Below are 24,670 nucleotides of genomic sequence, written 5' to 3' on the forward strand. Positions count from 1 at the left end.
GTTCCGCGCCTACCGCCCCGTCAACATCCACTGAAGCGACACCCACCGAGCCGGCACCCAGTTCCGCGCCTACCGCCCCGTCAACATCCACTGAAGCGACACCCACCGAGCCGGCACCCACCGGCCCCGCCATGGGTGCGCAAGCCGTATGGCGTGCCCCGGTCACGCGAGCGCGTGACCGGGGCACGCCGGCCCCTACGACCGGTTGACGTAGTCGCGCAGGTGGACCGCCGTCAGAGAGGTGCCGGAGCCGACCAGCTCGGCGGGGGTGCCGGAGAAGACGACCTGGCCGCCGTCGTGGCCGGCGCCCGGACCGAGGTCGATGATCCAGTCGGCGTGGGCCATCACCGCCTGGTGGTGCTCGATGACGATGACCGTGTTGCCGTCGTCGACCAGCCGGTCCAGCAGGCCCAGCAGATGGTCGACGTCGGCCAGGTGCAGACCGGTCGTCGGCTCGTCCAGGACGTACGTGGTGCCGTTCCTGGCCATGTTGACCGCCAGCTTCAGGCGCTGCCGCTCACCCCCGGACAGGGTGGTGAGCGGCTGGCCCAGGCCCAGGTAGCCCAGGCCCACCGCCGACAGGCGGTCCAGGATGGTCTGCGCGGGACCGGTGGTGAAGAACTCCGCCGCCTCGGCGACCGGCATCTCCAGCACCTCGCTGATGTTCTTGCCGCGCAGCGTGTACGACAGCACCTCGGGGGTGAACCGCCGGCCCTCGCACTCCTCGCAGACCGTCGCCACCCCGGCCATCATCGCCAGGTCGGTGTAGATGAGGCCGATGCCCTTGCAGGCCGGGCAGGCGCCCTCGGAGTTCGCGCTGAACAGGGCCGGCTTGACCCCGTTGGCCTTGGCGAAGGCCGTGCGGATCGGGTCGAGCAGGCCGGTGTAGGTCGCCGGGTTGCTCCGGCGCGAGCCGCGGATCGGCGACTGGTCGGCCACCACCACGCCCTCCCGGCCGGAGACGTAGCCGTGGATGAGCGAGCTCTTGCCGGAGCCGGCGACCCCGGTGACCACGGTCAGCACGCCCAGCGGGATGTCGACGTCGACGTCGCGCAGGTTGTGCAGTGTGGCGCCCCTGATCGGCAGGTGCCCGGCAGGCCGGCGGAAGGTCTCGCGCAGCCCGACCCGGTGGTCGAGGTAGCGGCCGGTCAGCGTGCCGGACGCACGCAGTCCCTCCAGGTCGCCGGAGTAGCAGAGCCTGCCGCCCGAGGCGCCCGCGCCGGGACCGAGATCGACCACGTGGTCGGCGATCTCGATCATCTCCGGCTTGTGCTCCACGACGAGCACGGTGTTGCCCTTGTCGCGCAGCTGCAGCAGCAGGCCGTTCATCCGCTGGATGTCGTGCGGGTGCAGTCCGGCGGTCGGCTCGTCGAAGACGTAGGTGACGTCGGTCAGGCTGGAGGTGAGGTGCCGGACCATCTTCACCCGCTGGGCCTCGCCGCCCGAGAGCGTGCCGGACTCCCGGTCCAGGCTCAGGTAGCCCAGGCCGATCTCCACCAGCGAGTCGAGCGTCGACCTCAGGTTCTCCAGGACCGGGTTGATGGCGGGATCGCTGATCTTCCGGACGAACTCGGCCAGGTCGTTGATCTGCATCGCCGAGCACTCGGCGATGTTGAGGCCCTCGACCTTCGCCGAACGCGCCGCCTCGTTCAGGCGCGTGCCGTCGCAGGCGGTGCAGTGGACGAGCTTGACCGTCCGGTCGGCGAACGCCCGTGCCTGGCCCTTCATCGACTCGCGGTCCTTGCCGAGGTACTGCCGGCGGATCTTGGGGACCAGGCCCTCGTAGGTGAAGTTGTTGGCGCCGAGCTTCACCTTGACGGGCGGTTTGTGCAGGAAGTCCTCCCACTGCTCCGGCGTGTAATCGCGCAGCTTGACGTCCGGGTCGAACCCGTAGGCCACGATGATCTGCCAGGGCCAGGTGTCGACACCGTACCCGGGCGCCCTGATCGCGCCCTCGTTGAGCGACAGGTCGCGGTCGACCAGCTCGTCGACGTCGATGTCGGTGATCATGCCGAGTCCCTCGCAGGCCGGGCACATGCCCTGCGGGGTGTTGAAGCTGAAGGCGTAGGCCGGGCCGACGTGCGGGACGCCGATCCGGCTGAACACGATCCGCAACATCGTGTAGGTGTCGGTGGCGGTGCCCACGGTCGAGCGGGCGTTGGCGCCCATCCGCTCCTGGTCGACGATGATCGCCGCGCTCAGGTTGTGCAGCGCGTCCACGTCGGGCCGGTTGAGGCTCGGCATGAAGCCCTGGATGAACGCCGTGTAGGTCTCGTTGATCAGCCGCCGGGACTCTGCGGCGATGGTGTCGAAGACGAGAGAGGACTTGCCCGAGCCGGAGACTCCGGTGAAGACCGTGAGCCGCCGCTTGGGGATGTCGAGGGAGACGCCGGTGAGATTGTTCTCCCGGGCGCCACGGACCTGGATGAGGTCGTGGCTGTCCGCGGCGAGGTGAGAGGTCAGGTCTGACGCGTTACCGCTGTTGCCGACAGTCATGCCTTCAAGTATCTCATTCAAGTAGCTATGAATACTTTTGTTGAAATTCCGCTGATATGCCGAGGATCCAAGCAGAAAACCTTCAACACGCCGGTGAACCCTCCGGCGGAAGAGGGCCGCGCGGGGCATGCGGGGCCGCGGCTGCGCCCCGCCGACCCGGCGCGGGCGGCGGGGGAGCGGTGCCGATCGGGGGAGTCCCGGGCCCGGAGGCGGCGGAAGTACCTAAGCACGTCAGATTCCGCGCCGTTCCCGCCTCCCTAACGTGGTGGTCACAGGAGAGAACGACCACTGAGGAGACAGACATGAGCGGGACGAACGAGCTGGTCCAGCGTTACCTCGCCGCGTGGAACGAGACCGACGCCGACGCGCGGCGGGCCGTACTGGCGGAGGTCCTGTCCGAGGACGCGGTGTACACCGACCCGCTGGTCTCCGTTCGAGGCAGGGACGGGCTCGACGCCACCATCGCGGCGGTCCAGGGACAGTTCGGCGGGCTGGTCTTCAGCCTCGGCGGCGCGGTGGACGCCCACCACGACATCGCGCGGTTCACCTGGCACCTGGGGCCCGAGGGCGGCGAGCCGGTCGCCGTCGGCTTCGACGTCGCGGTGATCGGTGACGACGGGCGGATCAACCGGGTGCTCGGCTTCCTCGACAAGGTGCCGGCCGGAGTCTGAACATCCCCGGGGCGGACCCGGGGCCGGTCCGCCCGATCGTCCACGCAACACGAGGAGGAACCATGCCCGCTTACGCGATCGCGCATCTCCGCGACCCGGAGAAGCTCCACCCGGAGGTGCCGGAGTACATAGAGCGCATCCAGGCGACGATGGACCCGTTCTCCGGCCGCTTCATCGTCCACGGGGGAGCGATGGACGTCCGCGAGGGCCGGTGGCCCGGGAGCGTCGTCATACTCGAGTTCCCGTCGATGGAGGACGCGCGGGACTGGTACGACTCGGCCGCCTACCAGGAGATCCTGCGACTGCGGACGGACCATCTGGAGGGCGATCTGATCATCGTCGAAGGCGTCGGGCCCGGCTACGATCCGGCGGCCAAGGCGGCCGAGCTCAGGAAGCTGCTCTGACGTCCGTCAAGCGGTGACGTCGTGGTTGAAACCGAAGACGCGCGCGCCGGTCCGCGTACGGGGCCGGTGGCTCGTCTCCGGGCCGAAGGCGGCGTAGGTGCCCGGGCCGTGGACGCGGTCGCCCTCGATGACCTCGCCGCTCACGACGAAGTACGCCTCGCCGCAGGTCTCGTGGACGTCGAGGTCCGGCCATTCGGCACCCGGGTCGAGGTCGACCACCCACGTCCTGATCCCCGGCATGCCCGGGAGCGTCCGCACGCGGACGCCGGGACCCAGCTCGACCGGCGGGACCCCGTCGACGTCCACGGAGAGCGTCCGTCCGGGTGCCACCTGCTCCGGAATGATCATTGGGACAGGATCTCACACTCCCAGCCGGTCGGCGACATCCCTGAGCTCGCCCCGGGAGACCACCCCGAGCTTGGGGTAGGCCTTGTAGAGGTGGTAGCCGACCGTCCGGTGGCTGAGGAAGAGCTGCGCGGCGATGTCGCGGTTGGACAGGCCCTGCGCGGCGAGCCGGACGATCTGCAGTTCCTGCGGGGTGAGGCCGGCGGCCGTGCCTCCGGCGGGCCCGGGGCCCCGGTCCTGGACGCCGGTCGCGGTGAGCTCGCCGCGGGCGCGCTCGGCCCACGGCCGCATGCCGAGCCGGTCGAAGACCTCCAGGGCGTCGTTCAACGGCCCGCGCGCCTCGGCCTTCCGCCGGGCCCTGCGCAGCCACTCACCGTAGAGCAGCGCGGTCCTGGCGTACTCCAGCGGACGGTCCTCCCGGTCGTGCAGTTCGAGAGCCGCCGTGTAGCACGCCTCGGCCTCGTCGTCGGCGGCGAGCAGCCCACGGCAGCGCAGCACGAGCGCGTCTGCCCACGGCTGCCGGATCGACCCGGCCCACCGCTCGAAGCGCGCCAGGGGTTCGGCGGCGCGGTCCGGCGCCCCCACCCGCACGGCCGACTCCACCAGGTCGGGGGTGGAACGGGTGGCACAGATGTGATGACGCATCGGCTCGCGGGTCAGGCGCTCGAAGCGGGCGAGCGCCGCCTCGGCGCGGCCCAGGCCGAGGTCCAGCAGCCCGAGCGACCAGTGCGCCCACGGCGCGCCGGGGGAGACGGTCCCGGGGGCGGCCCCGGCCAGCCCCTCCTCGGCGTTGCGGCGGCAGGCCGCCTCGTCCCCTTCGGCCGCGTCGAGGTAGGCCAGCACGCTGCTGAACTGGCTGACCCACTGCTGCTGGCCGGTGTCGCGGGCGAGCTTCAGGGCCTCGGCCGCCGTGGCGAGCGCGTTCAGGTGCCGTCCGGTGAAGATCTCGCCCTCGGCCATGAAGAACAGCACCGTCGGCAGCCGTCCGGCGCCGCCCCGGGCGCGGTGCCCGGCGGCGAGCGCGGTGGCCAGCTCGTAGGCGTCGGCGTCCTGGCCCAGCGCGAGCGCCGAACCGCAGAGGATCGTCAGCACCTGGCCGGGAGCCCCGCCCCGCCGCCGCACCGCCGCGAGGACGTCGCCCAGCGGTGACGGCCGCTCCCGCTCGGGGCGGCCCCGATCGAGACGGGCGAGGTAGGGCCCCACCGGCGCGAGGGGGTCCGCGTCATCCAGCGGCAGCGCGGCCAGCTGGTCCAGGGTCGCCGCGAGCTGCCGTTCCCCCAGGTACCAGGAGGTGTGAACGGCCTGGATCAGCAGCGCGGCAGCCTGGCCCGGATCGGTGCCGCAGACGATCCCGGCGCCGTCGAGCAGCAGCCGGTGGGCGGTGGAGTAGGAGCCCTGCCAGAAGTTCGCGAGCGCTCGCACGTGGGCGATCCGCGCGTTCACCGCCGGGGCCCCGGCCAACTGCCGGGCCGCGCGGTCCCCGAGGGCCCGGGCGCGCCCCAGATCTCCCGCCTCCAGCGCCGCCTCCGCCGCCAGGGCCTCGCGGTGCGCCCTGGCGGCCGGGTCGGCGCTCAGCCGGGCGGCTCGTTCGTACGCCGCCGCGGCCGCCTCGTGGCCGCTGCGCCCGAGGGCGCGGGCGGCGGTGCGTTCCAGCGCGGCGGCGGCCTCCTCGTCGGTTCCGGTGGCGGCGGCCGCCAGATGCCAGGCCCGGCGGTCGGCGTACTCGGGCGCCCCCAGCGCGGTGGCGAGCGCGCGGTGGACGGCGAGGCGCTGTCCGAGCGGAGCCCGCTGGTAGACGGCGGCGCGGATCAGAGGGTGGCGGAAGCGGATCGTGGTGCCGTCGGCGTCGCCGCGGAGCACCAGGCCGGCCCGCTCGGCGGAGGACAGGTCCTCGACGGACGCCCCCAGTGCGGCGGCGGCGCGCAGGATCACGGCGAGCTCACCGGTCTCCTCGGCCGCCGCCACCAGGAGCAGGCTCTGGCAGGACTCCGGCATCCGGCTGATCCGGCCGTGGAAGGCCAGCTGCAGGTGGCTGGTGAGGGGGAGCACGCCCAGCGGGAACGCGCCGCCGCCCTCGGCGGCCAGGGCGACCGGCAGCTCCAGCAGGGCCAGCGGATTGCCGCCGGCCTCGGCGAGCAGACGGTGGCGTACGGCGGGCGCGAGCGGATGCCGGTCGAGCAGGGCCGCGGCCGCCTCCGGGAGCAGCCCGGACAGACCCAGCTCCGGAAGGCCGGGGGAGGGGAAGGACCCCTCGCCGTCACGGGCGGCGAAGATCATGGCCACGCCCTCGGCGTGCAGGCGCCGGGCGGCGAACACGAGCGCGTCCCGCGACGCCCGATCGAGCCACTGCGCGTCGTCGACGAGGCACAGCAACCCGGTCGTGCCCGCGTGCTCCGCCAGCAGGGAGAGCACCGCCAGTCCCACCAGCATCGGCTCGGAGCCGGTCGCGGGCCCGAGCCCGAACGCCGCCTCCAGGGCCTCGCGCTGCGGGCCGGGCAGCGCGGCGAGGGATCCGAGCGCCGGGCGCACCAGCGACTGCAGCCCCGAGAACGGCAGCTCCGCCTCGAACTCGATCCCCGTACCGCGGAGCAGCCGCAGGTCCCCGGCCGCCGCGGCGGCGTGGTCGAGCAGCGCCGTCTTGCCGATGCCCGGCTCGCCGCGGAGCACCAGCGACGAGCTGACGCCCGCCCGGGCTCCCGCCAGCAGTTCGGCGATCATGTCCTGTTCGGGCTCTCTTCCGCGCAATCCCTCCGCAGTCATGATCCGATCCTGGCACTCCTCCGCCGGGCCCGTGCCGGCGGCTCGGGCCGGGCGACGCCGGTCCCGGCCGCTCGCCGCGGACCGGCCCTCCCGGCTCGCGGGACAGCCCCTTAGGATGCGGTGGGCCCGTCCGAAGGGTCATCGAGGGGGAGGACGCCGTGATCCGGGCAGTGGTGTTCGACGTGGGGGAGACCCTGATCGACGAGACGCGCATCTGGTCGCGCTGGGCGGACCGGCTGGGCGTCACCCGGTTCACCATGCTCGGCGTGCTGGGCGGGATGGCCGCGCTCGACCGGTCCTTCGCCGAGGCCTTCCAGATCGTCAGGCCCGGTTTCGACGTCGAGGCCGAGCAGGAGGCGTGGAAGCGCGACGACCCCGAAGGGCTGCGGGTCGACTTCGACGCCGACGACCTCTACCCCGACGTACGGCCCGGCCTGGCCGCGCTCCGCGACCTCGGCTACGAGCTGATCATCGCGGGCAACCAGCCTCCGCAGGCCTATGACGCGCTGGCCGCGATGGACCTTCCGGTGGACGCCGTCTACACCTCCGACGGCTGGGGCGTCGCCAAGCCCGACCCCGCGTTCTTCGCCAAGGTCGTCGCGGTGTCCGGCCGAGAGCCAGGAGAGATCCTCTACGTGGGCGACCGCCTCGACAACGACGTGCTCCCCGCCCGGCGCGCGGGCCTGCGGACCGCCCTGATCCGCCGCGGTCCCTGGGGCTATCTCCACGCGGCCCGCCCGGAGGCGGCCCAGGCCGACCACATCGTCGGCGGCTTCCCCGACCTGGTCGCCGTACTGAGGCGTTAGCGGTCGTACTCGATGTGGATGGTGCGTTCCTCGGCCGACAGGTCGCCGCTGTCCGGTCCGACGTCGACGGCGTACGCCTCGCGTGTCCAGTCCGGGCCGATGCCCGCGCCGGGCGCGACCAGGCGGTCCGCGGAACGGCGGGCCCGCTCGCGGTCCCGCGCCTCGCGGCGGAGCCGTTCGTCGAGGGTGTCGCGGCGGTGCGGGCCGCCCTCCACGATCTCATGGTTGAGCCCGAGGTCACTGGTCGCCTGCTCGACCTCGACCCACTGCTCGTCGCTCAGCCCGTAGCGGTCCGGAGGCATCTGGCTCATATCGGAACGAATACCCCATATATGCATATAGAACCACGATTCACAGTCCCAGTGCGGCTCCGATGAGGGAACGGGGGTCGGCCGCCCCGGCCAGCACTCCCGAGGGGAGGACGTCGATCAGGTGGGCGTGGCCGAAGGCGGAGCCGTACGGCAGCGCTCCGACGGGGTGGCCCCGCCGCACGAGGCCCTCCGCCCAGGGGGCGCCCTCCTCCACCTCCACCACGGCCTCGTCGGGAGCCCGCCAGGTGTCGAAGCCGGTCCCGCCGGAGCCCAGCCGCCAGCGGGCCGCGCCGATCGCCTCGCCGGGCGCCTGACCGCAGGCGAGCAAGCGAGTGATGACCTGGAGCAGGATCTGCGGCTGGGCGTCGCCGCCCATGGTGCCCACGACGGAGCGCAGAGCGCCGTCCGGGTGGGTGATCAGGGCCGGGACCAGGGTGTGCGGGGGCCGCCGCCCGGGGCCGTACTCGGCGGGATGACCCGGGACGAGGGAGAACCCGATGCCCCGGTTGTGGAGGTTGATCCCGGTGCGGGGCTCGAAGACCAGACTGCCGAACCCGGCGGCGTTGGACTGGATCAGCGAGACCGCCATGCCGTCGCCGTCCACCGCGCACAGGTAGGTGGTGTCGCCGGCGGCGGCCAGGTCGCGCACCGGGACCCGCCGGTCCGGGGCGATCAGGGCGCGGCGCTCGGCGGCCGAGTCCAGGGCGGCGGTGACGGACGCGCCCTCGTACAGCAGCTCGGGCCGGTCGTGCCCGGCGACGCGGGCGGACTCGACCAGCAGGTGCGCCCAGAGCGGGTCGGCCGGGTCCGCGGGCAGGTCGAGGCCCTCCGCGACGGCGAGCCCGAGCAGCAGCAGGTAGCCCTGCGAGTTGGGCGGCATCGTCCACACGTCGTGTCCGAAGACCCGCACCCGCAGCGGGTCCGTCCACTCCGCGCTGCTCCTGGCGAGGTCGTCCTCGGTGTACTCGCCGTCGCCGACGGCGAGCAGCCCTTCCCCGAACTCGCCGAGGTAGAACCCGTCCCGCCCTCCGGCCAGCGCCGAAAGCGCCCGTGCCACGCCCGGCCGCCGGATCAGGTCGCCGGCCGACCGCGCGGAGGCGAAGTCCTCGCACAGCGGGCCGACCGTCGGCAGGGCGGGCGCCAGCAGCGGCGAGGCGGGGAAGCCGCCGGTGGCGTAACCGATCGCCGGGGCCAGCACCTCGGCCAGGGGCAGCCTGCCGTACCGGACGTGCAGGGCCAGCCACCCGTCCGCGCAACCGGGCACCGGCGCGGAGCGGACGTCGTGGTGGAACGGCATGCTCTCGTGCCCATCGGCCCGCAGCCGCTCCGGGTCGGCGCCCGACCCGGCCCGGCCGGAGGCGTTGAGCGCCGCGGGCGCCCCGGACCCGTCGTGCACGAGGGCGAACAGATCACCGCCCAGGCCGCACATGTGCGGCGCGGTCACCGCCAGCACGGCGTTGGCCGCGATCGCGGCGTCGGCCGCCGACCCGCCCCGCTCCAGCATCGCGACCCCGGCCCTGGACGCCAGATGGTCGACCGTGGACACCATTCCCGAACGCGCGTAGCGGGTGTTGTGCATGTTCCCGAGCGTACGGCTCCCGTCTCGCACGGGGAGCGCCGGGTCCGGAGTCACTCGACGTCTGCAGGCGGGGGTCAGCCGGTCGCGGTGGCGTCCGTCGGGCCGGTGGTTTCACGCAGGGCCGTACGGTGCCAGGAGGGGCGGCCGGCGGTGAAGGTGGCCAGGCAGCGGCCCGGACCGTCGTGGAGGAGGGCGGTGCAGGCGGTGGCCGGGGCGGCGTCGACCATGAAGACGGCGAAGTCGGCGCGGCTTCCCGGCTCCAGGCAGCCCAGGCGGCCGGGGCCCGTGGCCAGGCCGAGGGCCCTGGCGCCGCCGAGGGTCAGGGCCTCGACCAGGAGGCGGTCCAGACCGGGGTCGCGGGGCAGGGCGTGGCCGAGGAGGCGGGCGACGGCCAGGGGGTCGCCGCCCGTACGGGTGGCGAAGGCGATCGGGTTCTGGCCGTCCAGGAGGCCTTCGGCGGCGAACGGGGACGTGAGGGCGGCGGCGGTGCCCCGGACGCGCAGGAGCTTGCGGTCGGCCTCGCTGAGCGGGGCGGAGAGCACCACGTGGGTGCCGTCTCCGAGGGCGCCCACCTCATCCAGGGAACCGGCGGTGCGGCGGCCCAGCTCGACCAGGAGCCGCAGCCCGAAGGTCCGGGACAGGATGGCCAGGTCCTCCATGACCAGGGGATCGGGGGAGTGCGCGGCGATGCCGATGCTCCCGTGGTGGTTCACCTCGCGGATCGCTGTGATCAGCCGGTCGCGCTCGCCCGCCTCCCAGAGCCGCTCGCTCGCGCAGCACGTCTCCAGGTAGGTCACGCCGTGCGGGCCGGTCCCGTCGGTGAAGGCCGCGTCGCCCGCGTCGTCGAGGTCGGCGGCCACACCGGCGATCGCGGTGACGCCGTGGAGATGGGCGGGGACGGGGTCCGAGCCGAGCCGGACGTGCGCGTCGACGAACCCCGGCACGATCATGCCCGGCCAGCGCACGGGGTCGGTGCCGGGGCAGGCGGCCTCGATCTCCCCGCGAGGGCCGACGGCGATCACCCGGTCCCGCCGTACGGCGATCGCGCCGTCCTCGATCGGCGGTCCGGAGACGGGCAGGAGGATCGGTGCGCTGTGCACCGCGGTCGCCGAGGGCGCACGCGTGCCGAGGGGCGGGCCGGCGCGCGTGGGCATGGGCACTCCTGTCCGTCTGTCCTCTGCGGAGATTAGATGGGACGGGTTGTTTCTCTCAAATACCTCATGATGGACAAACTCTGACGAATAGTCCCTCACCCATTCTGGGCCCCCCGGAAGCGTTGATCTCTATGAGATCGATATATAGCGTCATTTAACATGGTCAAACCCCCCAGTCTGGTGAAGGCCCTGGTCGCCGCAGCGATCCTGCTGCCCCTCGGCCTCGCCGCCCAGCCCGCGTCCGCCGAACCTCCCCCCGAACCCGAGCACCCCTGGCGCCTGGAGCACTGGCCGCAGCAGCAGCCCTGGCAGCAGGACGGGCCCCCGGCCGCGCTGCGGGAGCGCCCGGGCACCCCCGCCCCCATCGATCCGCAGAACTGGAAGAACCCCGACCACATGACGTGGGCCGACTACGTCAAGCCTCCGGGCACGAACTGGGCCGACCCGGCGGTCCAGGGGTCGGTGCGCACCTTCCGCGGCGCGCTCGTCCTGCTCGACTACCCCAACCAGCCGTTCGCGGTGACCCAGCCCCGGGGGTCCACGGTCTTCGGCAACCCCAGCGCCGAGGCCCACGACATCCCGCGCGACCGGGTCGCCCAGTTCTACAAGGACTTCCTCAACACCCCGAACCAGCTCAACCGGGGGCACACCATCCACGAGTACTGGATGGAGGACTCCGGCGGGCGTTACGGCGTCGATCTGACCGCCTTCGGGCCGTACCGGATGCCCGGCAAATCCCACGAGTACGCCATGGAGTTCCAGGCGGGCACCGCCTGCCCGGCCGGGGACACCTGCAACAGGAACATCCGGACCGACGGGCGCGCGGCGTGGGTCGCCGACGCGGGGCCGGAGGTCCCCGCCGGGTTCGACTTCGTCTTCTACCTGAGCGCCGGGCAGGACGAGTCGGCGACCTGGCAGGAGTTCGGGCCGATGAAGTTCCCGACGAAAGAGGCGGTGACCGACGAGTTCGGCCCGCCGGACCCGGCGCTGCCCAACTGGGCCAGGACCCGCTACGTCGAGTGGACCTCCTGGGCCTCGGCCGCCTCCATCTGGCCCAACGCCGGGGGCGGCTCCTCCGTCCAGGCCGAGAGCTCGGGCCAGAGCGTCTACGCCCACGAGCTCAGCCACATCCTGGGCATCGGCGACAACTACAACAACCCGTACGGAGTCCCGCCGCGCAGGGCCTACTCCGGCATCTGGGAGATGCTCAGCCGGGGCACCTTCAACGGTCCCGGCGGTCCGCACAGCCGCTGGCTGATCCCGCCCACCGCGGGCGCCTCGATGGGTGCCCAGCACATGCTCCGCAACAAGATCAAGCTGCAGATGGTCGACGAGAAGAACGTGCTGCGCCTGTCGCGCGAGGCACTCGACGAGTCCGGCGTGGTGGTCGCCAAGGTGACCGCCCGCGTCGTGCAGCCGGGCGAGAAGGGCCTGTCGGGCGTCAACATCGCCTTCGACACCGGGGACAGGAGCCCGGCCTGCGACGTCGCCACCGACCCGTTCTGCGACGGCGGCGGCTACGAGAACTACACCGTCGAGGTCGTCGACCGGATGGGCGCCGACTCCTTCACCCCGGACTCCGGCGTGCTGCTGGCCAAGACCAAGAACGAGGACCGCGCGCCGTTCGAGTGGGTGATCGACGCCAACCCGCAGGACATCGGGATGACCGACTACGTCCTGCCGGACGGCACCGCCGTGCCGATCACGATCGGCGACTACCGTCAGCTCTCCGACGCGCTGTTCCACGCGGGCACCGGCTCGGGCAGCGAGTTCGAGCACGTCGACGAGGCCAACCGCCTGCACTTCTACGTGCTCGACGTGCACCGGGACCGCAGGGGCGTGCTCTCCTACACCGTCGCGATCCGCTCCCTGGACGGCGCCGGACCGGCCAGGCGCGGTGTGCGGCTGCTCCCGGCGGCCGGGATCCCCACCGGGAAGGGGTACTCGGCCTGCAGCTTCCCGCTGTTCAACACCGGCGGGAAGGCCCCGGCCCAGGGGCAGCACCCCGAGGACGTGAGCGCCTACCTGGGCAGCGACGTCTACCGGCTGTCGGCGACCGTCGAGGGGCGCGGCTGGACGGTCTCGCTCCCGAACGCGCTGGCGTCCGCGGAGGCCGGCCGGCACACGAAGGCGGCGGTCCACGCCCTGCGGGCGCCGGGCGGCAGCCGCCTGGCCACGGTCACGCTGACCGCCGTCTCCGAGAGCGACCCCTCGAAGACGGCCAGGGCGACCTGCCGGGTGCTCGGCCTGTAGCGCCGCCCCCGCCGCACCCGCCGCACCACGACCGGGCGCCCGGGTCCAGGACCGGGCGCCCGGATCGCGGCCGGCGGCCCAGGTCGCGGCTAGAGGCCCAGGTCGCGGCCGATGATCTCGCGCATGATCTCGTTGGACCCGGCCCAGATGCGGGTCACCCGGGCGTCCATCCAGGCGCGGGCGACGCGGTACTCCTTCATGTAGCCGTACCCGCCGTACAGCTGCACGCAGGCGTCCAGCACCTCGCCCTGCACCTCGGAGGTCCACATCTTGGCCTTGGCCGCGTCGACCGCGCTCAGCTCGCGCTCGGTGTGGGCCGTGATGCACTGGTCCAGGAACGCCTGGGAGACCTCGATCTTGGTGACCAGGTCGGCCAGGACGAACTTGTTGTGCTGGAAGGAACCGACGGCCTGACCGAAGGCCTTGCGCTCGCGGACGTAGACCAGGGTCTCGGCGAGTACGGCCGCCGCGTGCGCCAGGTTCGCCACGGCCGAGCCGAGCCGCTCCTGCGGGAGCCGCTCCATCATCGCGATGAAGCCCCGGTCGATCTCGCCGATCACGTTCTCTTCGGGAACGCGCACGTTCTCGAAGAACAGCTCGGCGGTGTCGGCCTCCGGCTGGCCCACCTTGTCCAGCTTGCGGCCCCGGGTGAAGCCCTCCATCCCGGTCTCCACCGCGAACAGCGTGATGCCCTTGGCCTTCTTCTCCGGGCTGGTCCGGGCGGCGACCACCACCAGGTCGGCGCAGTAGCCGTTGGTGATGAACGTCTTGGAGCCGTTGACGATCCAGTCGGAGCCGTCGCGGACCGCGGTGGTGCGCAGCGCGGCCAGGTCGGAGCCGCCGCTGGGCTCGGTCATGCCGATGGCCGTGATCATCTCACCGGAGCAGAAACGGGGCAGCCAGCGCTTCTTCTGCTCCTCGGTGGTCAGCTCCACCAGGTACGGCGCCACCACGTCGTAGTGGATGCCGAGGCTGGAGGAGAGCGCCGCGCTCTGCCCGGACAACTCCTCGCCCAGCACCGCGTTGAAGCGGTAGTCGCCGGCCGCGCTCCCGCCGTACTCCTCGGGCACCTCCAGTCCGAGGAAACCCTGCCGGCCGGCCTCCAGCCAGACCTCGCGGTCGATCATCCGGTTCTCGATGAACTCCTCGGCGCGCGGGGCGATGGAGCGGGCGACGAACTCCCGCACCGACTCCCGGAAGGCATCGTGGTCGGGACCGTAGATGGTTCGCTTCATGCCACCGCAGCATACCGTCCGGTCGGTATTGATCGCGGACACCCCATTCCGCTTTGCTTCTGGTTGAATGAATCTTGAGATGACACACCGGTCGCGCCGGGGGCGGCGGCCCTCCTCGGGGGTGTGAATGCCCAGGTCACACGTGCCTGACCATCGTGATTCCGCGTCGGACGGCACACCGCGGCGCCGGGGGCGCTCACTCTCGCTGGCGGGGCCCGCCGTCGCCGGTGTCGCCGCCGCCGTGGCGAGCATCCTGGCCACCTCCCTCGACGTCGTCGAGGACCTGCCCACCTCGGCCAAGGTCGCCATCACGGTGTTCGCCGCCCTCCTGGTCGGCGTCCTCACCTGGGCCACGGCCGACCGGCGGCACACGCCGTACCAGCTGCCCTCCGGTCCCGCCTGGCGGCCCCCCGACCAGTGGCCGCCCGTCGTCGAGCACTTCACCGGCCGCGCCGACTCGCTGGCCGAGCTGCGCGAGGTGTTCCGTGAGCGTCACCGCCCCCGGACCCAGGCGGGCGACGCCCCGCCGCTGGTCATCTCGGTGTACGGCAGGGGCGGGGTGGGCAAGTCCGCGCTGATGACCAGGTTCGGCGACGAGATCGCCGCCCGGTTCCCCGACGGGCGTCTCTACGCCGACCTGCGCGGCACGGTGGACGCCCCGGTCCGGCCCGAGGAGGTGCTGATCGGGTTCCTGCGGGCCCTGGGGGTGCCGCTCACCACCGACCCCGGCGGCCCGAGCGAGCTGCGCAAGCTCTGGCTGACCTGGACCAAGGGCCGGCGCATCCTGATCGGCCTGGACAACGCGCACGACGGCGACCAGATCCAGGACCTGATCCCGGCCGAGGCGGGGTGCGTGGTCATGGTCACCTCGCGGCACCCGCTGTTCCTGCTCAACGCCTACGACACCCAGCTGCCGGTGTTCAGCGAGGAGCAGGGCGTGACACTGCTGTCCCGGCTGGCCCGGGACGACCGGGTCGAGGCGGACCCGGAGGCCGCGCGGGAGATCGTGCGCATGTGCGACCGCCTGCCGCTGGCGATCAGCATCTGCGGGGGACGCCTGGCCACCCGGAGGAACTGGTCGCTGCGCGAGCTGGCCGACCGGCTCAGCGACGAGCGCCGCCGCCTGGACCAGCTGGAGGTGGCCCGCAGACTCGACCTGAGCGTACGGGCCTCCCTCCAGCTCAGCTACGACGACTGCACCGGCATCCAGCGCCGCCTGCTGCGCATGCTCAGCCTGCTCACCGCCCCGGACGTGCCGGGCTGGGTGGCCGGCGAGCTGCTGGCCACCTCCGAGCTGGACGGCGTCGACCAGCTGGAGTCGCTCATCGACGCCCAGCTCGCGGAGTCCTCCGGTGTCGACCTCTCCGGCGCCCGGCGCTACCGGCTGCACGACCTGGTCCGGATCTTCGCCCGGGAGCCGGCGGACGGCGAGGACGCCGACGGCCGCGGCCGGGCCGCCGTCGAACGGGTGCTGTCCGGCTACCGCCGCCGCGCCGAGGACAAGGCCATGGCCCGCTGGCCGCAGGACTGGGGGCGCAGCGGTCGCAGGGCCGGTGACGAGGCCGGTGACGAGGTCGGGGAGGACGCCGGTCCCGGCGTCCTGGAGGCGTTCGGGGAGGACGCCGACGACCCGGCCGCGGGCGGCGGCACGGCCGCCGTCATGCCGGTGGCGCGGGCGCAGACGGAGGCGGCCGACTGGCTCAACGCCGAGCGGCTGACCCTGATCGCGATGATCGACCAGGCCCGCAGCCTGAAGATGTGGGAGCTGGCGTGGGGCCTGGGCCGGGCCTTCTGCTCGTTGTGCCACTCGATGCGCGCCTACTGGTCCGACTGGCGGGCGGTCGCCGAGATCGTGTGCGAGGCCGCCGAGCGGATGGGGGACCCGCGGGCCCTGGGCATCGCGCTGCTGGACCGGGCCGCCGTGACCGGCGGGCAGGGCGGCCGCAGGACCGCCGGGGAGGACGCCGAGCGGGCACTGGTCGCCTTCACCGAGCTGGACGAGCCCTGGTGGGCCGCGCGGGCCATGCGGGCGGTCGGCATGACGCTGTTCAACGACGGGAACATCGACCGGGCGCAGGGCTACCTCATCGGGGCGATCAAGGCGTTCAAGGACGAGAAGGACACCTGGTGGGCGGCGAGGACCCAGCGCAACCTGGCCGAGCTCCGGCTCGCCCAGCGCCGGCCGGAGGAGGCCCGGGAGCTTCTGGAGGACGCCCTCCTGGTCTTCAAACGCGACCGCAACCGCTACTCCGAGGCGCAGACTCTGCGTGTCTACGGCGAAGTCCTCGGCGCCATCGCGCGGGACCTGCTCGCCCGCGGGGAGACCCGGGCCGCCCGCGATCACTTCGCCAAGGCCGAGTTCATCCTCAACCGCGCCGCCGACCGGTTCCGGCTCCGCGGCGAGCTATGGGAGCAGGCCAGGTGCCTGCGGGCCGCGGGAGGGCTCGGCAACCCGGCCAACGGCCTGGCCGAGCTGGAGCACGTGCGCCGGGCAGGGGAGATCCTGACCGCGCTGGGCGACTCGTGGGGCGTGGCGCGGGTGGAACTCGCCGAGGGGCGCGCCCATGCCAGGCTGGGCCGGGTCACCGAGGCCGAGGAGGCCCTCCTGCGGGCCGTGCGCGCCTTCGAGGACCTGGGCGACCAGTGGTGGACGGCCCGGAGCCTGCGCTATCTCGGGGAGACGCACCTGGAGGCGGGCGACAAGGGCCGGGCGGTCGACCCGCTGGTCCGGGCCCAGGACATCTACCGCACCCTGGGCAACCTCTCGGGCATGAGCCGTACCCTGGACCTGCTGAAGCGCGCCCGGGAGTGAACCCGGCCCCTCAGCGGCCGGGTCCTTGGGCGCCCATCAGATGTCCGGCGGCCCGGCGGGCCCCCTCCATGCTCTCCGTGAACAGGTCGCGGATCCGCTGCGCCTGGGCGGTCAGCTCCCGCAGGTGCGGTACGGCGAGGTCGTCGCCCGCCGTCTCGGCGACCAGTTCCTCGTACTGCGGGGCCCGCTCGCTCAGCTGCTCCAGCTGCCGGTAGGAGTGGTAGACCTCGTCGGCCCTGCGGACCTGGGCGGCGTAGTCCTCCAGGGCCCGGACCCGCCGGGTCAGGGACCGGGCGGCGGTCTCCAGCGCCGTGGAGTAGGGGGCGAACGCCTCGGCCACCTCGGGCGGGGGCACGCCCGGGACGATCCTGCGGTGCTCGGCCCGCATGGCCGAGAGCCGGGCCAGCTTCGTCGCGAGCTGCCAGATCTGGTCGGGCAGTGTCACCGCGTTGTCGATGGTGTCGAGCAGACCGGCGCGGTTGACGCGGGAGGTGAGGACCGTGTCGGCGGCGTCCTGCGCGCGCCGCAGCAGCGTGCCGCAGCCGGTGTCGAGGTCCTCGGGCAGGACGAACCGGTTGGCGTGGTCGATGGCCGTCCGCATCCGGCGCCGTTCCCGCCGGGCCTCGGGATCGGCGGTCAGCCGGCGCGTCCCGGTGAACAGGAGGATGACGACCAGGATCGTGAGCATGCCGGCGAAGCCGGTCAGCGCCAGGATGAGGACCAGGAACGCGGCGGTCGAGAACACCTTGGCCGGGTCGGGTCCCCGGGCGGAGGGGATGTCGCCCATCCGGACCGCCCGGAGCGTCTCGGGGGCGGAACGCAGCACGGAAGAGATCGGTCCGGGGAGGGCGGGATCGACGACCAGGCGAGGGGAGCGGTTGTGCGGGCTCACGCGGCCTCCTCACGGTATGAGACGCGCGACATCGCCGTATGCTTCCCACTTTTTATCACTCTGAGCGTTATCGGGGTTTTTAGGACACAAGACGGAGAAATCGCGATTTGCGGTAGTGCGTACCCGCCGTTAACTGTGAGGCCATATATCGGTGTATAGACTCAACCGTGATGAACGACTTCACGCGATGGATTGATCTTGAAGGCGCCGTCAACGTGCGCGACCTCGGAGGGCTCGCCACGGTGGACGGCGGGACCACGCGTTTCGGCCGGGTGTACCGGTCGGACAACCTGCAGGGCCTGACCGAGAGGGACGTCGAGCGGCTCGTCGACGAGCTCAAGCTCCGGCACGTCATCGACCTGCGCTCCGGCCCCGAGGTGTCCCTGGAGGGCCCCGGCCCGCTCACCCGCGTCCCCGAGGTGACCGTCCACCACCACACGTTCTTCGCCGAGGGCGGCCGGTACACCGACGTCGACGCCGACACCGGTGACATCGGCGGCACGGCCGGCGGGATCGACGCCGACAAGGTGCTGCCCTGGCAGAGGCGGGCCGAGGAGGACGCGGCCGAGCTCCGGGTCACCGGCTTCTACTACGGCTACCTGCGTGACCGCCCCGACTCCGTGGTGGCCGCCCTGCGCGCGATGGCCTCGGACGACGGCGCGTCCATCGTGCACTGCGCGGCGGGCAAGGATCGCACCGGCGTCGTCTGCGCCCTCGCCCTGGAGGTCGCCGGGGCCACCCGCGAGGCCATCGTCGCCGACTACGTCGCCACCGGTGAGCGCATCGAGGCCATCCTGGCCCGGCTGCGCGCCAGCTCCACCTACCGCGACGACCTCGACACCCGCACCGCCGACGAGCACAGCCCGCGGCGCGAGTACATCGAGCAGTTCCTCCGGGTGCTGGACGAGCGCTTCGGCGGTCCCCTGGAGTGGCTCGCGGCCCAGGGCTGGACCGCCGCCGACTCCGAGGCGCTGAGGTCCCGCCTGCGCGACTGACCGGCGGGAGCGACTGACCGGCGGGAGCGCAGCGAGAGCCGTGTCCCCGCTAGAGCGAGACGGTCGTGCCCTCGGCGGCGGAGCGGCGGGCGGCCTCCAGGACGGTGAGGGCCTCGACGACCTCCTCGGGGGCGACCGGCGGCGCTCCGCCCTCGCGGAGGGCGGCGACCACGGCCCGGTAGAACTCCAGGTAGGCGCCCGGCTCGGTGGGGACCCGGTGGCCGGCCTCGTCGGTGCCCAGCACGCCCCAGCGGTCCCGCGGGTCATCGCCGAAACCGGGCGAGTCCGGGGTGAGGCCCGCGCGCAGGCGGTCCTCCTGGACGTCCAGGCCGTACTTCACGTAGGCGGCCTGCGTGCCCAGAACCCGGAAGCGCGGCCCGAGCTGCGGGGTCACCGCGCTCATCCAGAGGTGGGAGCGGGCGCCGCCCGCGTGGGTGAGGGCGATGAACGTGTCGTCGTCGGAGACGACCCCGGCGCGGCGGACGTCCGACTCGGCGTAGACCGCGGTGACCGGGCCCAGCAGGCGCAGCGCCTGGTCCACCAGGTGGCTGCCGAGGTCGTACAGCAGGCCGCCGACCTCGGCCGCGCCGCCCATCTCGCGCCAGCCGCCCTTGGGGACGGGCCGCCACCGCTCGAACCGGGACTCCAGCCGGTTCACGGTGCCGAGCTCGCCGGAGGCGACCAGCCGTTCGATCGTCAGGAAGTCGCCGTCCCAGCGGCGGTTCTGGAAGACGGTGAGCATCAGCCCGCGATCACGCGCCAGCTCGGCCAGGCCGCGGGCCTCCTGCGCGGTCGCCGCCAGCGGCTTGTCCACCACCACCGGCAGGCCCGCCTCCAGGGCGGCCGTGGCCAGCGGGACATGGGTGCGGTTGGGGGAGGCGACCACCACCAGGTCCACGCTCTCCCACAACTCGGCGGCGTCGGCGACCGGCCGCGCGCCGTACCGGGACGACACCTCGGCGGCGCGTCCCGGGTCGCCGGTCACCACGGCGGACAACTTCAGGCCGGGTGTGGCGGCGATCAGCGGGGCGTGGAAGAACGCCCCGGCCACGCCGTACCCGATCAGGCCGACACGGAGCTCGGGCTGATCGGAATGATCGTTCAAATCGGTCATTTCGGTATTTTAGTCATTGCGGCGCTCATCCCGTTCGGCGAGGAACGCCTCGAACTGGGCGGCGAGCTCGTCACCGGTGGGCATCTCGGCGGGCTCGGCGATCAGGTTCTCCCGCTCGGAACCGGCGGCGAAGGCGTCGTACTGCTGCTCCAGGCCGTGGATCGCGGTGGACAGCTCCTCCGACGCCTCGATCTGCGCGGCGATCTCCGCGGTGGTACGGCCGGCGGCCTCGCGCAGGCTCTCCAGCGGGAACACCAGGCCGGTGCCGCCGGTGATCGACTCCAGTGCGGTCAGCGCCGCCGTCGGGTACTCGGCCTGGGCGAGGTAGTGCGGGACGTGCACGGCGTAGCCGAGGACGTCGTGGCCCTTGGCGCCGAGCCGGAACTCGATCAGGGCGGCCGCGCTGCCGGGGACCTGGACCCTGCCGAAGGCGCTGGTCTTCCCGGCGATCAGTTCGGGGCGGTTGGCGTGACCGGTGACGCCCAGCGGGCGGGTGTGGGGGACGGCCATCGGGATGCCGTGGGCGGTCACCATCTTGGAGACGCCCAGCCGGGTGGCGAGCGTCTCGACGGCGGCGGCGAACAGCTCCCACTCGCGGTCCGGTTCGGGGCCGGTGAGCAGCAGGAAGGGGGTGCCCGTCGTGTCGTGGGCGAGGTGCAGGGCGAGTTCGGGGGTCTCGACGTCCACCCACCGGTCGGTGTCGAACGTCATGATCGGGCGCCGGGACCGGTAGTCGAGCAGGCGGTCCACATCGAAGGTCGCGATGACCCGGTGCTCCAGCTCGGCGAGGAGATGGCCCATGGCGAGCCGGCCGGCTCCGCCCGCGTCCACGAACCCGTCGAAGTGGTAGAGCAGCACCGGATCGGTCAGCTCGGGAACGTCCTCGCCGAGCCGGTAGAGATCCGTCGGGTCGAACACGGTGTTCCAGCCTTTCGTCGATCGTCTCTTCAGGTGAACCCCTGCGGCGCCGGGGGAATTCCGCCTACCCCGGAGACCTGGAGGGCACCCTATCGGGGCGGGATCGGTGCCATGGAGCCAGCCCGGAGCGCGGGAGCACGGGTCCGCGACCCGCCTCTCCGGTCGCGACGGCCGCCGGGAACGTCCTGATGTCCTGACCGGGCCCGGGGGCGTCCTGATGTCTTAACCAGACAACGTCGACATAGTTCACTGAATAGTGTGAATGTAACCGAACGGTGCGATCGCCTGTCCTGAGCCCCAGCTGTTCCTATATTCCACCTCTATAGGAAATTCTGCGCCCTTCGGCCATTCTAGGTTTTGTGGCAGTCAGCAATACGCACGCCCACGGCCCGCCCCTCCGGCTCCCCGTCCTGTCGTGTCCCTTCCCCAGCGAGGTCAACCCCCATGTGGAGCTGGTGGATCGGGAGACCGTCGAGTGGGCTGTCACGTCGGAACTGCTGGACGGCTCCGAGATGGTGGAGCGGTACCGGAAGGCCCGGTACGGCTGGCTGGGAGCCCGGACCTATCCCTACGCCGGTTACCACCGGTTGCGCCTGGTGACCGACTGGTGCGTGTGGCTGTTCGCCTTCGACGACGTCTTCTGCGAGACCGACCGGCACGCCGCGGAGATCGCCCGGTCGCTGCCCCGGTTCGTCACCGTGCTGGACGACATCGAGCCCGGCCGGGACAGCCGCCAGGTGGACGACGCGTTCGCCCGCGCCCTGCTGGACATCAAGAGCCGGATCATCCGGTACGGCGACGCCGACCAGCTCGACCGGTGGTGCGTCGTCACCAAGGACTACCTCGCCGCCCAGGTGTGGGAGGCGGCCAACCGCCAGGACAGGGTGGTGCCGACCCTCGGCGACTACATCCTCATGAGGCGGCGGACCGGTGCCATGCTCACCGTCTTCGCGCTGATCGACGTGGCCAGCGGGCTGCGGCTCACCCCTCAGGAGTGGCGCCACCCGGACCTGCGGGCGATCACCCAGAGCGCCAACGACGTCGTGGTCTGGGACAACGACCTCATCTCCTACGCCAAGGAGAAGGGTGCCGGAAACTCCGTCAACAACCTGGTGAACGTGCTGGCCCGGCACCGGGGCTACTCCTGCCAGCAGGCCATGGACGAGATCGGCAGGATGCGGGACGCGGCCGTCGCCCAGATGGTCGAGCTGAGGGGAGTGCTGGCCCGGCTGGGCTCGGAGGCGGTGGACGCCTACGTGCGCGGGCTGGAGTACTGGGTCAGCGGGAGCGTGGACTACTCGCTGACGAGCCCCCGCTACACCGTCGCCTGGCAGCGGGAGGACCTGCTCGCCGGGTGACGGCCGGGACCCCGCTGGGCGGCCGGATCAAGCCGTGCCGGGGCCGCCGGGGCCGGAGCCGCGCCGGGGTCAGAGCTGCAGGAGCGGGTCGTCCGGCTCCTGGTCGCCGAGCGCGAGCTCGATCAGCTCCTCCAGGCCCATCTTCCTGCCCTGGTTGAACGCCTCCTCGTGCGCCTGCTCGCCGAGGAGCCGCTTGCACTCCTTGACGCACCGGTCGTGCTCGCTGTTGAAGAACGGAGAGCTCATCTGGGGCATCCCGAAGGTCCGCCAGTTCTGCTGGCCGCCGCCCATCAGCTGCGAGGCGAGCAGCGGCTGGCCGTCCTCCAGCGCCAGCTTGGCGATCAGCTCGACCGTCAGGCCGATGCCGAGCACGTCGTGGAAGTAGCGCTTGAGCCGGAGCGACTCACGGGCGTGGACCATCGCCTCGGCCGACCGGCCCATCCCGTGGAAGGCGGTGGCCAGGGCGTAGATGGCGTAGGAACGCAGCCACACCTCGCCGCGCTGGGTGCACACCGCGATGCAGTCGCGCAGCAGCACCTCGGCCTCGGCCGGCTCGTTCTGCATGAGCAGCACCATCGACAGCTCGACGATCGAGGGCAGCAGTCCCGGGTTCAGCTCCCGGCCGCTGCGGTGGAACTCGATCGCGACGCCGAGCAGGGCGCTGGCCTTCTGCAGGTCGCCCTGGAGGAACGCCGCGGTGCCCAGCATCTTGGTGGCCAGGATGACCGCGGCCGAGTCGCCCACCCGGACGGCGTCCGAGCTGCACTGCTCGGCGGCCTCGATGGCCCCGGCGATGTTGCCCTGGCCGCTGTGGATGTAGGAGAGCACCCACAGCGCCTTGCACCGCTCGGAACTCGGCTGGGGGGCCTGCTCCAGCGTCCGCTCCAGGTAGAGCCGGCCCTCGCGGGCCAGCCCGCAGGCGACCCACATGAACCACAGCGAGGACAGCAGCTCCAGCCCGTACTGCACCTGGCCGGGGGTCTTCAGGCAGTATTCGAGCGCGACGCGGATGTTGTCGTGCTCGTGGCGCATCCGGACGTACCAGTAGACCTGGCGGGGGCCGGACCAGGCGTCCTCGCCCCGCTTGGCCAGCTGCAGGTAGTAGTCGCGGTGCCGTTCCTGCATCCGCTCGGTCTCGCCGAGCTTGTCCAGCCACTCCTCGCCGTAGGTGCGCAGGGTGTCGATCAACCGGTAGCGGTGCCCCGAGGGGGTGCCGACGCTCAGCAGGATGGACTTCTCCACGAGGCTGGAGACGAGCTCCATGATGTGCTCGCCGGGCAGGCTGTCCCCGGCGCACACGTAGCGGGCGGCGTCCATCTCGAAGTCGCCGGCGAAGACCGACAGCCGGGCCCAGAGCAGCCGCTCGGCGGGCTCGCACAGCTCGTGGCTCCACCCGATCGCGGCGCGCAGCGTCTGGTGCCGGGGCAGGGCCGTACGGCTGGCGCCCGCCAGCAGGCTGAAGCGGTCGGCCAGCAGCGCGAGGATCTGCTCGACCGACAGCGCGCGCATGCGGACCGCGGCCAGCTCGATGGCGAGGGGGATGCCGTCCAGGCGGCGGCAGAGCTCGGAGACCGGGCCGATGTTGTTCTCGTCGAGCATGAAGCTGGGCAGGACCGCACCGGCCCGGGCGGCGAAGAGCTGCACCGCCTCGTTGGTGAAGGGGTTCTCCCCGGGGGTGTCACCGGGCACGGCCAGCGGCGGGATGGCGACGGTGTACTCGCCCTGGGCATTCAGCGACTGGCGGCTGGTGGCCAGGATGGTCAGGCCCGGCGCCCGGGTCAGCAGGTCCTCGAAGAGCGCCGCGCAGGCGTCCACGAGGTGCTCGCAGGTGTCGATGATCAGCAGGATCTCGCGGTCGCCGAGCCACTCGACCAGCGTCTCGTCGGTCGCCCGCGAGGACTGGTCGGCGATCCCGAGGGCGGAGGTAATCGTGTGCCGGACCATCCCCTGGTCCTGCAGGCGGGCCAGATCGGCGAACCACACTCCGTCATCGAACTCGTCCCGTATCATGTGCGCGATGCGCAACGCGGTCCGGGACTTTCCCACGCCGCCGATGCCGGTCACGGTGACGAGGCGGTGTTCGCGCAGCCGCTGGCGCAGCGTCGTCAGCAACCTGGTGCGGCCAACGAAGCTGGTGAGCTCGTTGGGGAGATTGCCCTCTCGCCGCCATCCTGATGGCGTTGCCATGGCCGCCTCACGGGGGGTAGCTGACACCTGTTCTGGCATCGTACAGCGTGGGTCGTCGGCTGTCCCTCGGCACCGGACGCGCGGCGGGCGGCCTCGCCGCCGCGGCGGTCACCCACCGTGAGGATCGCTACCATGGGACGCGTGACAGAGCACGAGCCAGACGACCTGCGCCCGGTCGACCTCTTCGACGACGGTCCCGAGATCCTGCCCGACCAGACCAGCGACGACACCGACCTCGGCTGGGGCGAGTGGCGCGGGTCCGGCGGCGACGACGACCGGCTGCTGGAGGAGCGCCCGCCCCACTGGGGTTAGGGCACGTGGGGTTAGGGCACGGCCGCCCCCGCGACCGCCCGGGGCACCGTGATCGCCCCGGGCGCCGC

At 72.4% G+C, this 24,670-nt stretch carries 19 protein-coding genes; 8 read left to right on the plus strand and 11 right to left on the minus strand.

Going from position 1 to position 24,670, the window contains the following annotated elements; genetic code table 11:
• Positions 1-195: 195 nt before the first annotated feature.
• Entirely contained in the window at positions 196-2,496 is a 2,301-nt protein-coding gene (locus IEZ08_RS03385; RefSeq protein ID WP_189241648.1) for an ATP-binding cassette domain-containing protein, read from the minus strand.
• A gap of 302 nt (positions 2,497-2,798) precedes the next feature.
• On the opposite strand from IEZ08_RS03385, the gene IEZ08_RS03390 reads away from it, so the two are divergent.
• Both IEZ08_RS03390 and IEZ08_RS03395 read left to right on the plus strand, forming a co-directional pair.
• Complete coding sequence (locus IEZ08_RS03390) at positions 2,799-3,167, plus strand: nuclear transport factor 2 family protein (RefSeq protein WP_068925257.1); 369 nt, start codon at positions 2,799-2,801, stop codon at positions 3,165-3,167.
• 62 nt (positions 3,168-3,229) lie between these two features.
• The gene (locus IEZ08_RS03395) at positions 3,230-3,571 is read left to right on the plus strand and encodes a DUF1330 domain-containing protein (protein WP_068925255.1); all 342 of its coding nucleotides are present in this window, start codon (positions 3,230-3,232) and stop codon (positions 3,569-3,571) included.
• Positions 3,572-3,577: 6 nt separating this feature from the next.
• Here the strand turns inward: IEZ08_RS03395 and IEZ08_RS03400 are convergent, their stop codons facing one another.
• The gene (locus IEZ08_RS03400) at positions 3,578-3,919 is read right to left on the minus strand and encodes a cupin domain-containing protein (protein ID WP_189241649.1); all 342 of its coding nucleotides are present in this window, start codon (positions 3,917-3,919) and stop codon (positions 3,578-3,580) included.
• 12 nt (positions 3,920-3,931) lie between these two features.
• Positions 3,932-6,676, minus strand: a complete 2,745-nt coding sequence (locus IEZ08_RS03405; protein WP_189241650.1) for a helix-turn-helix transcriptional regulator — start codon at positions 6,674-6,676, stop codon at positions 3,932-3,934.
• Positions 6,677-6,834: 158 nt separating this feature from the next.
• On the opposite strand from IEZ08_RS03405, the gene IEZ08_RS03410 reads away from it, so the two are divergent.
• Positions 6,835-7,482 (plus strand): HAD family hydrolase, encoded by a 648-nt coding sequence (locus IEZ08_RS03410; RefSeq protein WP_068925249.1) that lies wholly within the window; start codon positions 6,835-6,837, stop codon positions 7,480-7,482.
• On the opposite strand, the gene IEZ08_RS03415 is transcribed toward IEZ08_RS03410, so the two are convergent.
• The 3 genes from IEZ08_RS03415 to IEZ08_RS03425 form a co-directional block, all read right to left on the minus strand.
• Positions 7,479-7,793 carry a DUF5709 domain-containing protein gene (locus IEZ08_RS03415; RefSeq protein WP_189241651.1) on the minus strand — a complete coding sequence of 105 codons (315 nt, stop codon included), beginning with the start codon at positions 7,791-7,793 and terminating at the stop codon, positions 7,479-7,481. The two genes, IEZ08_RS03410 and IEZ08_RS03415, sit on opposite strands and share 4 nt — an antisense overlap.
• 40 nt (positions 7,794-7,833) lie before the next feature.
• Positions 7,834-9,372: a gamma-glutamyltransferase family protein gene (locus tag IEZ08_RS03420; protein WP_189241652.1), complete on the minus strand. Its 1,539-nt coding sequence runs from the start codon at positions 9,370-9,372 to the stop codon at positions 7,834-7,836.
• 74 nt (positions 9,373-9,446) lie between these two features.
• Positions 9,447-10,526 carry an amidohydrolase family protein gene (locus IEZ08_RS03425; RefSeq protein WP_068925244.1) on the minus strand — a complete coding sequence of 360 codons (1,080 nt, stop codon included), beginning with the start codon at positions 10,524-10,526 and terminating at the stop codon, positions 9,447-9,449.
• A 159-nt stretch (positions 10,527-10,685) separates the two neighbouring features.
• Here IEZ08_RS03425 and IEZ08_RS03430 point away from each other — a divergent pair, with 159 nt between their 5' ends.
• On the plus strand, positions 10,686-12,779 hold the full coding sequence (locus IEZ08_RS03430) for a M6 family metalloprotease domain-containing protein (RefSeq protein ID WP_189241653.1): 2,094 nt from the start codon (positions 10,686-10,688) through the stop codon (positions 12,777-12,779).
• Positions 12,780-12,868: 89 nt separating this feature from the next.
• Here the strand turns inward: IEZ08_RS03430 and IEZ08_RS03435 are convergent, their stop codons facing one another.
• Entirely contained in the window at positions 12,869-14,014 is a 1,146-nt protein-coding gene (locus IEZ08_RS03435) for an acyl-CoA dehydrogenase family protein (protein WP_068925239.1), read from the minus strand.
• A 142-nt stretch (positions 14,015-14,156) separates the two neighbouring features.
• Here IEZ08_RS03435 and IEZ08_RS03440 point away from each other — a divergent pair, with 142 nt between their 5' ends.
• Positions 14,157-16,826 (plus strand): tetratricopeptide repeat protein, encoded by a 2,670-nt coding sequence (locus tag IEZ08_RS03440; protein ID WP_189241654.1) that lies wholly within the window; start codon positions 14,157-14,159, stop codon positions 16,824-16,826.
• A 10-nt stretch (positions 16,827-16,836) separates the two neighbouring features.
• Here IEZ08_RS03440 and IEZ08_RS03445 read toward each other — a convergent pair whose 3' ends face one another.
• Entirely contained in the window at positions 16,837-17,718 is an 882-nt protein-coding gene (locus tag IEZ08_RS03445; protein WP_189241655.1) for a hypothetical protein, read from the minus strand.
• Positions 17,719-17,888: 170 nt separating this feature from the next.
• On the opposite strand from IEZ08_RS03445, the gene IEZ08_RS03450 reads away from it, so the two are divergent.
• Positions 17,889-18,713, plus strand: coding sequence for a tyrosine-protein phosphatase (locus tag IEZ08_RS03450; protein ID WP_068925233.1), 825 nt, complete (start codon positions 17,889-17,891; stop codon positions 18,711-18,713).
• 49 nt (positions 18,714-18,762) lie between these two features.
• On the opposite strand, the gene IEZ08_RS03455 is transcribed toward IEZ08_RS03450, so the two are convergent.
• Both IEZ08_RS03455 and IEZ08_RS03460 read right to left on the minus strand, forming a co-directional pair.
• Entirely contained in the window at positions 18,763-19,827 is a 1,065-nt protein-coding gene (locus IEZ08_RS03455) for a Gfo/Idh/MocA family oxidoreductase (protein ID WP_189241656.1), read from the minus strand.
• 9 nt (positions 19,828-19,836) lie between these two features.
• Positions 19,837-20,745 carry a proteasome assembly chaperone family protein gene (locus IEZ08_RS03460; RefSeq protein WP_068925230.1) on the minus strand — a complete coding sequence of 303 codons (909 nt, stop codon included), beginning with the start codon at positions 20,743-20,745 and terminating at the stop codon, positions 19,837-19,839.
• A gap of 359 nt (positions 20,746-21,104) precedes the next feature.
• Here IEZ08_RS03460 and IEZ08_RS03465 point away from each other — a divergent pair, with 359 nt between their 5' ends.
• A complete protein-coding gene (locus tag IEZ08_RS03465; protein WP_189241657.1) occupies positions 21,105-22,103 on the plus strand; it encodes a 4-epi-cubebol synthase in 999 nt (332 codons plus the stop codon).
• A gap of 69 nt (positions 22,104-22,172) precedes the next feature.
• On the opposite strand, the gene IEZ08_RS03470 is transcribed toward IEZ08_RS03465, so the two are convergent.
• Positions 22,173-24,290, minus strand: coding sequence for an ATP-binding protein (locus IEZ08_RS03470; protein WP_189241658.1), 2,118 nt, complete (start codon positions 24,288-24,290; stop codon positions 22,173-22,175).
• A 132-nt stretch (positions 24,291-24,422) separates the two neighbouring features.
• Between IEZ08_RS03470 and IEZ08_RS03475 the strand changes: the two genes are divergently transcribed.
• Complete coding sequence (locus tag IEZ08_RS03475) at positions 24,423-24,602, plus strand: hypothetical protein (protein WP_068925224.1); 180 nt, start codon at positions 24,423-24,425, stop codon at positions 24,600-24,602.
• The last annotated feature ends 68 nt before the right edge of the window (positions 24,603-24,670 follow it).

This window comes from Planobispora rosea (assembly GCF_014648175.1).
Lineage (GTDB): Bacteria > Actinomycetota > Actinomycetes > Streptosporangiales > Streptosporangiaceae > Planobispora > Planobispora rosea.

Excerpts from the sequence above, each read along its gene's own strand:
- IEZ08_RS03385 (WP_189241648.1), bottom strand. The coding sequence starts at position 2,496 with ATGACTGTCGGCAACAGCGGTAACGCGTCAGACCTGACCTCTCACCTC.
- IEZ08_RS03390 (WP_068925257.1), top strand. The coding sequence starts at position 2,799 with ATGAGCGGGACGAACGAGCTGGTCCAGCGTTACCTCGCCGCGTGGAAC.
- IEZ08_RS03395 (WP_068925255.1), top strand. The coding sequence starts at position 3,230 with ATGCCCGCTTACGCGATCGCGCATCTCCGCGACCCGGAGAAGCTCCAC.
- IEZ08_RS03400 (WP_189241649.1), bottom strand. The coding sequence starts at position 3,919 with ATGATCATTCCGGAGCAGGTGGCACCCGGACGGACGCTCTCCGTGGAC.
- IEZ08_RS03405 (WP_189241650.1), bottom strand. The coding sequence starts at position 6,676 with ATGACTGCGGAGGGATTGCGCGGAAGAGAGCCCGAACAGGACATGATC.
- IEZ08_RS03415 (WP_189241651.1), bottom strand. The coding sequence starts at position 7,793 with ATGAGCCAGATGCCTCCGGACCGCTACGGGCTGAGCGACGAGCAGTGG.
- IEZ08_RS03420 (WP_189241652.1), bottom strand. The coding sequence starts at position 9,372 with ATGCACAACACCCGCTACGCGCGTTCGGGAATGGTGTCCACGGTCGAC.
- IEZ08_RS03425 (WP_068925244.1), bottom strand. The coding sequence starts at position 10,526 with ATGCCCACGCGCGCCGGCCCGCCCCTCGGCACGCGTGCGCCCTCGGCG.
- IEZ08_RS03430 (WP_189241653.1), top strand. The coding sequence starts at position 10,686 with ATGGTCAAACCCCCCAGTCTGGTGAAGGCCCTGGTCGCCGCAGCGATC.
- IEZ08_RS03435 (WP_068925239.1), bottom strand. The coding sequence starts at position 14,014 with ATGAAGCGAACCATCTACGGTCCCGACCACGATGCCTTCCGGGAGTCG.
- IEZ08_RS03450 (WP_068925233.1), top strand. The coding sequence starts at position 17,889 with ATGAACGACTTCACGCGATGGATTGATCTTGAAGGCGCCGTCAACGTG.
- IEZ08_RS03455 (WP_189241656.1), bottom strand. The coding sequence starts at position 19,827 with ATGACCGATTTGAACGATCATTCCGATCAGCCCGAGCTCCGTGTCGGC.
- IEZ08_RS03470 (WP_189241658.1), bottom strand. The coding sequence starts at position 24,290 with ATGGCAACGCCATCAGGATGGCGGCGAGAGGGCAATCTCCCCAACGAG.
- IEZ08_RS03475 (WP_068925224.1), top strand. The coding sequence starts at position 24,423 with ATGGGACGCGTGACAGAGCACGAGCCAGACGACCTGCGCCCGGTCGAC.